6 protein-coding genes are annotated in these 13,390 nt (G+C 48.7%); all 6 read right to left on the bottom strand.

Annotated elements, in window-relative coordinates:
• Positions 1-78: 78 nt before the first annotated feature.
• A complete protein-coding gene (locus tag DWW52_RS12160; protein WP_118715788.1) occupies positions 79-3,201 on the bottom strand; it encodes an efflux RND transporter permease subunit in 3,123 nt (1,040 codons plus the stop codon).
• A 75-nt stretch (positions 3,202-3,276) separates the two neighbouring features.
• A complete protein-coding gene (locus DWW52_RS12155; RefSeq protein ID WP_118715787.1) occupies positions 3,277-4,356 on the bottom strand; it encodes an efflux RND transporter periplasmic adaptor subunit in 1,080 nt (359 codons plus the stop codon).
• A 57-nt stretch (positions 4,357-4,413) separates the two neighbouring features.
• Complete coding sequence (locus DWW52_RS12150; protein WP_118715786.1) at positions 4,414-7,935, bottom strand: hypothetical protein; 3,522 nt, start codon at positions 7,933-7,935, stop codon at positions 4,414-4,416.
• Positions 7,936-8,332: 397 nt separating this feature from the next.
• Complete coding sequence (locus DWW52_RS12145; protein WP_118715785.1) at positions 8,333-8,554, bottom strand: hypothetical protein; 222 nt, start codon at positions 8,552-8,554, stop codon at positions 8,333-8,335.
• Between the two features lie 156 nt (positions 8,555-8,710).
• Positions 8,711-10,120 carry a TolC family protein gene (locus DWW52_RS12140; protein WP_118715784.1) on the bottom strand — a complete coding sequence of 470 codons (1,410 nt, stop codon included), beginning with the start codon at positions 10,118-10,120 and terminating at the stop codon, positions 8,711-8,713.
• Between the two features lie 5 nt (positions 10,121-10,125).
• Positions 10,126-13,242: an efflux RND transporter permease subunit gene (locus tag DWW52_RS12135; RefSeq protein ID WP_118715783.1), complete on the bottom strand. Its 3,117-nt coding sequence runs from the start codon at positions 13,240-13,242 to the stop codon at positions 10,126-10,128.
• Between the last annotated feature and the right edge of the window lie 148 nt (positions 13,243-13,390).

Here is a 13,390-nt window from a genome sequence, read left to right as displayed (position 1 = left end):
TAGAATAATTTAGAATGAAATAAGTTGATAACGTCAGTGGTTCCCGCAGGCATTAACCGTAACTCGCCAAAAGCGAAATTACCCCGCTTTGATTTTAAAGAACAACGAATAGAACACAGGCAGAATAACCAGCGTAATCACCGTCCCGACAAACAATCCTCCCATGATTGTCACGGCCAAAGCCCCAAACATATCATCGTTAACCAAGGGAATCATTCCCAGAATCGTCGTCATGGACGCCAGGAAGACCGGGCGCAAACGAGAAGACGACGCATCCAGAAGTGCCAGGAAACGGTCTTTCCCCGATCGAATCTGTATATCCACCTCGTCCACCAGTACAACTCCGTTTTTGATCATCATACCGACCAGTCCCAAGGCCCCCACGATCGCCACGAACCCGAACTCTTTTCCCGCAAGTAGCATTCCCAACACCACCCCGATAATAGCCAGCGGCAAACAGAGAATGATCATCAACGGCTTCTTGAAATCCTTGAACAGTGCGATCAGTATTGCCAACACCAGCACGATTCCCAACGGGACATTCTTGAACAAATACTGCTTAGACTGCGTGCTGGCCAGGTATTCTCCCTGCCACTCGGTAGTATACCCGGGCGGGATATTCAACTGCGCAATCTTGGGCAACAAACTGTTCCGCACGTCATTCGCCGTGTAGCCCGGGGCATTATTACATTGAGCCGAGATAGACCGCTGCCCATTATAACGCCGCACCACGGGAACCTCCCACGAGGTGGTAATCCCGTTCGTTGCCTGGTTCAAGGGAGTCGATCCAACGACGGCCGTCATTACCTCCTCAGTCGAGATCATCCCTGCCATCAACTCCTTCACCGTCTCCAGATTCAACATATTCGAGGAAGGCACGAGACTCCACACCGGGACATTGTTCAATCTCCCCGGGCTTGCCCCGTCTTTCCCCATACTCTTGATATATATCGGTAAATCATGTTCTCCCTCGTAATACGATCCCACGGGCAGCCCGTCCGTCGTCGCCAGCAAAGCCAGTCCCACATCCTCGCGGGAAAGATTGGCCACCCGCGCTATCGGCTGGTAATAATCCACGTTCAGCACGGGAGTCATCGGCCCCCAGTTATCCGTCACCAACATCGTCGTGGAATCCGCTTTCATCAAATCCACGACCTCCCCGCACAAGCGTTTCAACACGGCAGGGTCCGGGCCGGAAATCATAAACTGCACCGGATAATCCATGTACATCAGGTTGTATTGCTTCAACCGCACGTACGCCTCCGGGTAATGCTCCGACAAGTAAACCTGCAACGAGTCAATATTCGCCTCCAACGCCTCGGGCGACGTGAAATCCACGATCAACTCCCCGTAACTTAACGAGGGTTCCGCCACCGTGCGCACCAAATTATAACGGGAAGGCGTGCCTCCCAGACTCGTGGTTACGGCCGTGATCTCCGGGCGACTCATGAGATAGCTCTCGATCGAGGCCAGGTCTCGCTTCACCGTCTGGGGATTGGTCCCGTAAGGCATCTTATACTCCATGTACAACTGGTTATAACTTAAATCCGGGAAGAAACCCTGTTGCACGAACCGGAACAGGTAAACGCTGACCGCCAGTAACAGCACGATCCCGCCGATGACCCACACCCGATAGCGCACGGAGAATTTCAACGTACCCCGGAAAGCCCGGTAAACCCGCGTACCGTACATCTTCGTCTCGTCTTCCACTTCTCCCGGCTTCACCCGCAACCCCCGATCCGCCTGTATCGGCACGTAAGCCAAGGCCAGAATCCAACTCAACCACAGCGACACGGCCAGAACGATAAACAAGTCCCGCACGTACTCGCCCGTGGTGTCGGGAGACAGGAAGATTGGCAGGAACGTCAGGATACCGATCGTCGTGGCACCCAAGAGAGGCCAAGCCGTCTTCTTCGTGATATTCACCAAGGCGGCAGGCTTCGGTATTCCTTTCTTCAAGTCCACGAGAATCCCGTCCGTGATCACGATCGCGTTATCCACCAGCATCCCCATCGCCACGATAAACGAGGCCAAGGATACCCGCTGCAACGTACCGTGCATCATGTACAAAACCAGTAACGAACCCAGCACGACAATCACCAGCCCCGCCCCGATAATATACCCGCTGCGGAATCCCATGAAGAGCATCACCACGAGAATCACGATCACCACCGATTCGATCAGGTTGACCATGAAAACATTTATGGCGCTCTTCACGCGTGTCGGCTGGAAAAAGACTTTCTGGAAATCAATCCCCGCCGGGATGATCTCTTCCTTCAACTCGGCAATCTTGGCATCGACCTTCTTCCCGAGTTGAAGAATATTCCCCCCTTCCTCCATTGCGATCGAGATAGCGATAGCGGGCAATGTATCATATAGCAAGCCTTCACGTTCGGGCTTCACGTATCCTTTCGTGACCCGTGCCACATCCGAGAGGCGAATCTGATCCTGCTCGTGCCCCTTGATCAACAAGTTGCGAATATCCTCGATCGCCTTGTAAGCACCGTTCACGTTGACCCGAACCCGCTTCTCCCCGCTATCGAAATAACCGGAATAAACCGTCTTGTTCTGCCCGTTCAACGTCATGATAATCTCTGCCGGATGCACGCCCATGTTGGCCATCTTATCCTCCAGAAACTCCACGTTGATACAGGATTGTCGTTCCCCGTAAATATCCACGCTGCTCACCCCGTCGATGTCCAGAACCGAACGGCGAACCAGCTCGGCGTAATCCGACATTTCCTGATAATCAAAACCGTCTGACGTCATGGCATAAAACATACCGTACACGTCACCGAAATCATCCATAACAATGGAGGTTTGGGCACCATCCGGTAGCTGAGCCTGTACTCCCATCACTTTCCGCCGCAAAATATCCCACTTCTGCTGTAACTCCGCCAACGGAACCGTACTACTCAATTCTACCATAATCTCCGACACGTCATCTTCCGAAATAGAGGAGACATGATCCAAGTCTCCCATCGAACGAATCGCCTTCTCCAATACATCCGTCACTTCCAACTCCACCTGATAGGCAGAAGCTCCCGGATAGGCCGTCACCACCATGGCCTGCTTCACCGTAATCGCCGGATCCTCCAACTTACTCATCGTGAAAAACGAGTATATCCCCCCTACAACCAGAACGAAAACAAAGAAGTAGACAAAAGCCTTATTCTTTAATGCATATTCCGTGAAATTCATTGTATATTGTTGCTTTGCAACGTTGCAAGTTATCAGGTTGCAAGTTGCAGGTTAATTTAGTTTCAATTATATCTTTCAGAGTAACTTCCCCACGTTAGAAGAAGAAACCGGGGGTAACAAACGTACTTTCTGCCCCTCCTTCAAACCGTTCACTCCCGCGGCAACAATCCTCGTACCCGAAGACAAATCCGCCTCCACGATCACCTGCCCGTCCTTATCCAACTCAACGACCTTAACAGGATTCATTTTCACCGTTTCCTGTTCCGCATCGTATACCCAAACGTAAGATTGATCCTCTTTCTGGAACAAAGAAGAGATCGGAACGACGGCCAGCCCCTCCTGTCCCGGGGCGAAACGAATGGTCACGCTAACACTCATCCCGGCAGCCAGATTCAATTGCCCTTCCGGCTTCATCCGGAAACGAATCCTGAAAAGCTGATTATAATTAGCCTGTTGCGTCACGTCCAACAATTCCAAAGGAATCTTCACGCCCGGAAAAACATCGGCCTCGCAATAAAACTCCTTAAAACTCTCCCGGCGGATAAAATCACTGGAAGGGATATCAATATTTACCTCGTAGTAATCATTATTAATCATCGACAAGACGGGGATCCCCGTGTTCACGATCTCGTGAGCGTCAAAGAATTTCTTCTGGACATACCCATCAAACGGGGCCTTCAATTTCGTATCATTCAGCGCGTTCAGGTGAGCGTGATATAATGCGGCGATCCGTTGTTTAGCCGCCACCGCCTTATCGTAGTCATTCACCGGAACACTCTTCCGCTGATACAACTCGATGATCCGGTTTGCCTCGTCCGTCACCTGCGTGTACTCCGCCTTCGTCGCCTCGTACTGTAATTTATAATCTCTCGGATCAATCTCCGCCAACACTTTTCCTTGCTTCACATACTCCCCCACTTCAGCGTTAAAACGCAAGATCGGTCCCGCCACTCGGAAAGCCAACTGCACATCTGAAGCCGCTTTGATCTTCCCGGGATAGGTCGTGCTACACTCCCCATCATACTTCTGTACCTCTGCCGTCTTCACCAGTTGCGCAATCTCCAAACCCGGAGTAGTCCTCCGGCAAGACATAGCGACTAGCAAAACTCCCGAAACAGAAGCCCACTTCAATACCGAAAACACTGTCTTATCCATATATATAAACTTTTTAAATCGAGTATATATACTCAAAAGACGGTGCAAAAGTTTCAATTATTTTTTTCCCACGTAGACCCACTTCACCGCATCACCAAAAAGTAATTGTTCCGATTCCCCCCGATCCGAGAGCGTCACTTTGCACTCCCCGGGAGAAAAACGGTATGTTCCCAGAAGCACCCACTCCCCGGGAGTAGCCACATTTCCAACAACTTCATACTCCTTCCCGGCATTCGTGATCGTGTAATATTGTTTTATTTCTGGTCCATTCCCGGAGCCACCAAAGCTAACCGAAAAACTTGAACTGACTGACATCCCAAATCCTCTTCCCCCGCCTTTATTCTCTCTCTTTTCCCGATACACGTGAACAGGGGACGGAACGTACACGTAAACATCGTACTCGCCCTCCCGGTCTATCCGCGTTTGCCATTCCATGCGTGCCCCACTCCCCTCGTCCATGAATGCCGCACTACGTATTCCCAAACCGTAAGCCATGTTTTCGATATAAAGTCCCGGCTCCACCTTGCTTCCTTGCTTCACGGACACCATTCTCGAACCCTCGTAATATTTGTCTTTCACCGCCTTGTTAAAAAGAGTACGCACGAAAGACTTATCGGACCCGCCACTCAATTTAAATCCTTCATCTTCATTATCCACAATAATTTCCCCCTCTCCGGGCAAAAAAGATGATTTATCAATATTCAGAACACGCCGAACGGTATCCCGCGTGAACTTCTTTTCGAACATACCCCGCCCCACCACGATATTAGGTAAATGACGCGACAAATTGGTTGCCAAAACGGTTGAACTCGGAGCGTTATCGCTAACCGTCACGATCTCCTTTCCGCTATTAGCCGGAATCAGGTAACTCTTAATAGAATAAGAACTCATTATCCGATTCCACGTCTTCCCCGTAAGTTCATGGCTTACCTCCTCAAAAACAATTGAAACCATTCCTTCGACATTGCTGTTATTGAAGACTTTCACCTTCACACACACGGGAGAGGGCGTCATTCCGGGAATAACCAACGTTTCTCCTTCCTTGCGATTCGCTAACAGCTTCTCGATACTGACACCATCCATCGGCCCCTCCCCGATAACTTCAACCTTGAAATCATCAACCCAGAATGTTGGCAATTGATCCCTCGTGTACCAGTCAGGTATGTAATCCTCCCAATTCTGCCCGAAACGTTCGTTGAACTTCTGGTTAAAATCATTAAAATCGACTTGTTTAAAATCATGCTCATTCACGTACCCCCGGATAAAATCAAGCATCTCGTTTATAGTTCCCCCATTTATCGACAACAACCTCAACATCTCCTCGGACTTCACTTCCAACAAATCTGTAAAAAAGGCAGCCTTCAACGACCGATCGTAAAATGCATCCTTAAGACTATGCCCATCAAAATAGTTCACCACCTTCTTATCCACCTCATGCTGAAACCTCCTGAACTGTTTTCTCAACATAGAATTCAACACGGCCCCCATCACAGGGTAGTCCCGCGAACGGAAAGAAACCGTGTAATTCAAAAACATGGAAGACACGTTATACGGGCTATTAATCTGATCAACATCCGAAAACGAGAAATTCCGGGATAACACCGGGAAGAAACCACGCAATATATCCATACTCCCGAAATCATACTTCCGGTCTCCCGTCAAAAAAGACCTGAAAAATGATCCGACCATTTGAGCGCACCGGGCTTCTAGCGGTTCTTGCATGACCCGATCTCGAAACTCCGCAGGCACCCCTTTATATTTTACAGCCTCCATGACATCCCGCCAGTAACCCATCCCCCGCTCCGGCACGAAAACCAGACCGGGCTGAACACATTCGGAACTTCCCCTTTCATTCCGGTAAAAACTAACAAACGAAATCGGGACCTCCGCCAAGATAAATTGAGAATACGGGTAACTTCTCCCCATCTCAAACTCCAATTGCTCCTTCGTATCCCGGAGCAAAGAAGGCAACGTATCCCGGAGAATGTCCAACCCGTAGAGCAATTTATCATGCCCTTTAAACAGGTAGAGTTCATAGGTCGTCGAGTCTACTGTGATCGCCCGACGATCAAATTCCCCCATGTAAAGCGAAATCCCATGCAAAGGATATTCCCCGCGATAAGTCACCTCATCTCCCGTCTCTTCTCGTTTCCCCTGAGAAATCACTTTCTTATCCCCGACACCGGATACATGTAGAGTGTACATCGTGAAATCTTTCGGAATATCATAAGAAACCTTTGGATTCACGGGAGGCAACGCCACCGGATACCATAAACACTCAGGAATCAACAACGTGTAATCGTCTCGCAACAACACGAAATCCTTCCCGTAACGACAACTGGAATAACGATGAAACGCAGTACTATACAACACGGGATCGGGTACATCCAGATAACAAATCTGCGGATCAATTCCCCCTTCATACCTGATCCGTAGCTCTACTTCCTGTCCCGGAGAAACGTCCTTCCGTACCCTTATCACCTGATGTTCCCGCTCGAAAGTCAAATTACCCTCCTGATCCTGAACAGAAACAATATCTAATTTCGGGTTCAAATATAGAATCACCTCCGACAACGCCTCGGAAGTACTATTTCGCAACACGAAACGACTCTCCGCCACCAAGCGAGTCCCTTCCTGCCGCACGTCAATATCCTGCCGGACGATGCTCCCCTTGGGTGCATCCGCATATTTATCATACATCTCCGCGTATATTCCCCGCCTATAATCCTTTTCCGCTTGCCGCAAATAAGCAAATATCCCGAACAACACACCCACTGCCATCAAAGCCATCACACTCCCCATAACTCGCACCCGGTTAATCGGATGATTGGACAGACGTTTGAAAAACAGTATCGCCAGTCCCATAAAGCCAAACCCCAGGAGTAACCAACAACAACGCTGCAACAAATAACCCGTCATATCCGGATGCCCCGTGACCTTGGAAAACGCACCCGGCAACGTCACTCCCAACGGGTCAAAAAGTCCATGCTGGAAATCATCCATCCCAAAAACGATTAAGGCCGTAAAAATCAAAAGAATCAAGATACTAAATGCCCGGTTACGTACCCAACAATGAATGAAAAAAGAAAACCCCGCCATAAAAACCAAAGCCGGGAAAACCAACGTTACCCAGTAAAACAGGTAAAGCCAGAAATCAAACGGGGCCTTTGATGCAAAAAGATGAATCACTAGCCCGAAACACATGGAAATCGCGGCCATGCACATAAACACGGGAATAATTCCCCACAATATCCCCAAAACATATTCCGCATTACTCTCCGGACGATAGTAAATCGCATCCATCGAATCAATCTTCTTCTCCTTCACCAGAAGCATCCCCGCCAAGAAACAAAGCGGGATTGTCTGTAAAATCGTGAACCAGTAAGCATTCATGAACGGGATAAAAGAAGATAACGTAATCAACCCCGAATTATAAGGAGGGAATAAATCACTTTGGGAAACCACGTGGTACACGATGATGATACAAAACATCAGGAAGAAAAAAAAACGAAACAACCAACTCCGTAACAACAACTTCGAATTATAACAAGCAACCGTTCTCAAGTTATGCAGATTCATGACAATGGCGTTAAAGATTTACTATTCAATACTTCACACACGATTGTACAATAATACTAATAATAAGAGACAATTGCAAATCTACCTGTTAATACTCCAGAACAACCCGTCAAAACGTTTTTACACCGATTCCCCCCGAAATGAAAGGCAAATGAGAAGAGGTAAATTCTATTTATTTTCCCACAGATTCCCATTTAATAGCATCCCCGAGAAGTACCTGATCCTCATTTCCTTGATCCGTCAACACGACTTTGCATTCGCCTTTAACCAGGAAATAACCCACATCGAATTCTGAACATTCAAACCAACCTGATCCTTTTTAGCGTATTTATCCTAGATAACTCGCCGATAACGTGAAATTATTACGATCAGTAGCTTTCCTCACGCTCAGGTTATATTATTGATAGAACGAATTACGTTTCGCAAACTTCTCCACGTCTTTATAATAACGATATCCCCTTGACGCCAACTCCGCTAATTTTGCGTCTGCATCCACCTGTCCGATTTTCTCCGTGCAAAGATCAAGCAATTGATAATAGGTATCAAACATCATCTTCATACATCGTTCATCTCCTGCCTCCACCAGTTGAATTATCGTTGATTCTTTTACATCGGGCACAGTTGCTATCTCTTTACGTGACACCGTAAAGTTAGAATTATTCCCGCTAATTGTAAAAAAAATAATTCACATACACCATCCTCCAACTTTTAGTTTTTAGCCATTACCTTTTAGCTTATAATTAATGAGGCTTGCCCCAAGAGCAAGCCTCATTAATTATAACCGTCCCGTCGCCTTCAGATACCTCGTCTCGCTCAACCGCAACTCCGCCTTAGCGTCAATCCAGTCACTCCATGCTTTCTGCCATTGTGCCTGAGCCTCCATGTAATTCGTGACCGTTTCCATCCCCACCTCGTACTGGTTCTTACTCACCGTCAGATTCTCCTCCGCCTGACTCAACGACCTACGGGTCAACGTCACTCTGGTATGGGCATCTTCCACATTATAACGGGCCCGGGCGATCTCCAACAGCATCATTTCCGACATCTCGTCCCGTTTCAATTGACTCATTTCCCGTTCTGCCTTCATCGCCTTGATCTTTCCCCGGCCTTCGCCCCAATGATAAATCGGAATCTTCACCGAAGCCATTGCCGTGAACGAAGCGACATCCGCCGACTGCCCGTTCAGAGATACCCCTCCCGAATAACCGTACGAAGCAGACACCCCTAACTCGGGCAAAAAATCAGAACGAGTCAACGCCACCTGTCTCTCTTTCAACTCGACATCTTTCTCCAATAAATTATACTCGGGACGCTGTTGCAAACCCTCCTGCCCGTTCAACACGCCCGGGGTAATATCATCACGCAGGGAATCACACACCTGCAATTTCGAATAAAGATCAATCCCGATCACCCGGCAGAGATTCATACCCGCCAACGCCTTCCCATTCTCCGCTTTCTGTAACATCAACTCCGCCTCGTTCAACTTCACCTGCGCCTTCAACAAATCATTCCGGGAAGCCATACCCGCCTCGTAAGCATCCGTCAGGTTACGCACCAACTCGTTAACCACCGCCTTATACTTCTCGGCAGAAACCACCAATTCAGTCACCCGCAAATACTGCCAGTAAGCCTCGTCCGCCTCGGTAATCACCTCCGCCCGCGTATACCGCTTATTCAACTCCGACATCTCCTTTCCGATTGTCGCCATACGATAAGCCGAACGAATCTTCCCTCCCATGTAAATAGGCTGTTCCAGCATCGCTCCCGCCGAATATACACCCCGTAATCCCAACTCCAACTCGATATCCGGCATAAAAGCATATTGTGCGGCAAGAGGAATCCCGTTCTCTCCCATCACCGGAAGCTTCGTCGCCGGATCAATATAAAGATTATAAACTTTATTCCCGTTTGCATCAGTTATAAACGTCGGTAAATACCCCCCGTCAATCGTGAACGAAGTCTTCTTTTGCATGTAAGCATACAAACCCGTCGCCGATAACTTGGGTAAAAAATTTGCCCGGTAAGCTTTTCGCTCAAACTCGGCCTTCTCCCCCTGTTTTGTCGCAATCGACATCTTTTTACTACTCTCCAATGCCATTTCCCGACACTTCTCCAAGCTCAACGAAATTTGTCCCCGAACCGGAGAAATACCTACAACCAGTAATATGATCAACAAATATCTCATAACATTCAATTTTTCCTTTCCTTAAAGAATACCGCATACAATACGGGAATAAACACCAGCGTGATCACCGTACCGACCAACAAGCCGCTCATAATCGTGACCGCCATGGAACCGAACATATCGTCTCCCAACAAAGGAATCATCCCCAATATGGTCGTCAAAGAAGCCATCATCACCGGCCGGAAACGAGAGGAAGACGAATCCAGTAATGCCTGCGTCTGATCCTTTCCCGATGCAATCTGCAAACCGATCTCGTCCAGCAACACCACCCCGTTCTTGATCATCATCCCGACCAATCCCAACGCCCCGACAATAGCCACGAACCCAAACTCCTTACCGCTAATCAATATCCCCAACACGATCCCGATCGCTGCCAAAGGCAGACAACAGAAAATAATAATCGGTTTACGGAAATCTTTAAACAGCATAATCAATATCGCGATCATCAGGATAACCGCCAACGGGATATTGGCAAACAAATATTTCATCGAATCGCTACTTGCCTTGTGTTCCCCCAGCCATTGCTTAGCGTACCCTTCCGGCAAAGTAATCGTATCTATCTTCTCCGCGATAAGCGAACGGGCACTCTCGGCCGTATACCCCAGGGCATTATTACATTGTGCCCGCATAGCCCGTTGTCCATTGTAACGCCGCACCACCGGGTCCTCCCATTTCAACGAAATCCCTTTCGTGGCCTGATTCAACGGGATAGAACCTATGCTTTGGGACAACAACTCCTCCCCGGACATCGTTCCCATCAACAACCCTTTCAGCGACTCCTCGTTCAAGGCTGCCGTCGACGGCAACACACTCCACACCGGAATATTATCCAACGCTTCCACCTTCTCTCCCTTACTATCCACACTCTTCATGTACAACGGTTTTGCATGAACCCCTTCGTAATAAGACCCCACGGGCATCCCATCCGTGGCCGAAAGCATCGACAAACCGACATCCGAGCGGGAAAGTCCGACAGAACGGGCTATCGGCTGATAATAATTCACCATCAAAGTAGGCGTCATCGGTTCCCAGTCATTCGTGACCAGCGTGATTGCCGGCTCGTCCCGCATAACCTGTTCCGCCTTGGCCGTCAAATCCTTCAACACGGCCGGGTCCGGTCCCGTGAACATCACCTCTATCGGGAACTTCTTGTACATCAAATTATAGCGTTTCATCCGCACGTAAGCATCCGGATAATGAGCCGTCAAGTAATCCTGAATCTCCGTCATCGAAGCCTTCAACGCATCGGGAGTCGTGTAATCCACAATCAACTCCCCGTAACTCATCGTGGGTTCTGCAATAGAACGCACCAGATTATAACGGGCAGGCGTACCGCCCACGCTTGTCGTCACGTGCGTAACATCCGGCCGACTCAACAAATAATCCTCGATCCCCGCCAAATCCGATTCCACACGTTCTACCCGTGTTCCCTCCGGCATCTTAAACTCGATATACAACTGCGTGTAACTCAAATCCGGGAAAAAACCTTGCGGGATATAACGATACAGGAATGCCGTGATCGCCAGCAAAACCACCACAACACCGATCGCCATGGATTTGTGCCACAACATAAAGGACAAAAACTGACGGAATAACCGGTATATCTTACTATCATACAAATTCTCGTTTGCCTTCTTGGCCTTCACTTTCAGCAAACGATCCGCGTGAATCGGAATTTGTGTCAACGCCAACACCCAACTCAACAACAACGACACCGCCAACACGATAAACAAATCCCGCACGTACTCGCCCGTCGTATCCGGAGAAATAAAAATCGGGAAGAAAGCCAGAATCGCGATCAACGTCGCCCCCAACAACGGCATAGCCGTCTTTTTTGCAATATTCGTCAACGCCGCCGGACGCTTCACCCCTCGCTCCAGATCCACGAGAATCCCGTCAACAATCACGATCGCGTTATCCACCAGCATCCCCATCGCCACGATCAACGATCCCAACGATACCCGCTGCAAGGTCCCGTCAAAAAGATAAAGCACCACGAACGACCCCAGCACGATAATCACCAATCCCGTACCGATAATCACCCCGCTCCGGAACCCCATCGTAAGCATCAACACGAGGATCACGATCACCACTGACTCCACCAGGTTAATCATGAAAACCCCGATCGCGTCACTCACCCGATCCGGTTGAAAAAACACTTTCTGAAAATCCACCCCCACGGGGATACGGGATTCCTGCAACTGCGCCAACTTCTCATCGACCTTCTCGCCCAACGTGATAATATTTCCCCCTTTCTCCATTGAAACAGCCAAACCGAACGCCCGCTTCTTGTCATATCGCATCTGGTTGCGAGCGGGTTCCTCATACCCCTCCGAAATGGAAGCAATATCCCGCAAACGCAACTGATCATCCTCGTGCCCCTGTATAATCAGATTCTTAATATCATCGACCGACTTATAACTATCATTAATCGCCACACGCAAACGCTGATCCCCGCTATTAAAATACCCGGGATACACCGTCTTATTCTGACTATTCAACGTGGACAACACCTCCATCGGATGAACGCCCAGATTCGCCATCTTATCCTGCATCATTTCGATGTTGATACATGGAGTCCGGTTCCCGTATATCTCCACCCGGCGAACGCCCTCGATATCCTGCAACTCCCGTTTCACCAACTGTGCGTAATCCAACAACTTCTCATCTTCCACCCCGTCGGTCGTTATAGCATAAAACATACCATACACGTCACCGAAATCATCCATCACGACAGACGGACGCACCCCATCCGGCATTTGCGCCTGCGCGTTCGTCACCTTACGCCGCAAAATATCCCATTTCTGTTCCAGTTCATCCGGACTCACGGTACTCTCCAACTCCACCGTGATCAACGACATATCCGCCATGGATTTTGACTCGATACTACCGATAGCTCCCATCGAACGAATAGACTTCTCCAGTACATCCGTCACCTCCAACTCCACCTGGTGAGCCGAAGCCCCGGGATACACCGTCACCACCATAGCCTGTTTCACCTTGATCTCGGGATCTTCCAGCTTGCTCATCGAAATAAAAGCGAAGACACCCCCGATCACCAGCACGGCAATAAAAAACTTCACCAGTGCCCTATTATTTAATGCATATTCCGCTAGATTCATCTTTTTTGTTGCTTCGCAACGTTGCAAGTTTACAAGTTACAAGTTGCAGGTTAAAAAAAGTTTATAAAGTCCATTTTAGAGAATTTAAAATTTAGAATGAAAACATTCGGTGATTGACGATTAAATGATTGAGTGATTATAAAAGAAG

Source organism: Odoribacter sp. AF15-53 (assembly GCF_003479425.1).
Taxonomy (GTDB): Bacteria; Bacteroidota; Bacteroidia; order Bacteroidales; family Marinifilaceae; genus Butyricimonas.
This window is presented reverse-complemented; position numbering and strand designations above follow the sequence as displayed.

Excerpts from the sequence above, each read along its gene's own strand:
- DWW52_RS12160 (WP_118715788.1), bottom strand. The coding sequence starts at position 3,201 with ATGAATTTCACGGAATATGCATTAAAGAATAAGGCTTTTGTCTACTTC.
- DWW52_RS12155 (WP_118715787.1), bottom strand. The coding sequence starts at position 4,356 with ATGGATAAGACAGTGTTTTCGGTATTGAAGTGGGCTTCTGTTTCGGGA.
- DWW52_RS12150 (WP_118715786.1), bottom strand. The coding sequence starts at position 7,935 with ATGAATCTGCATAACTTGAGAACGGTTGCTTGTTATAATTCGAAGTTG.
- DWW52_RS12140 (WP_118715784.1), bottom strand. The coding sequence starts at position 10,120 with ATGAGATATTTGTTGATCATATTACTGGTTGTAGGTATTTCTCCGGTT.
- DWW52_RS12135 (WP_118715783.1), bottom strand. The coding sequence starts at position 13,242 with ATGAATCTAGCGGAATATGCATTAAATAATAGGGCACTGGTGAAGTTT.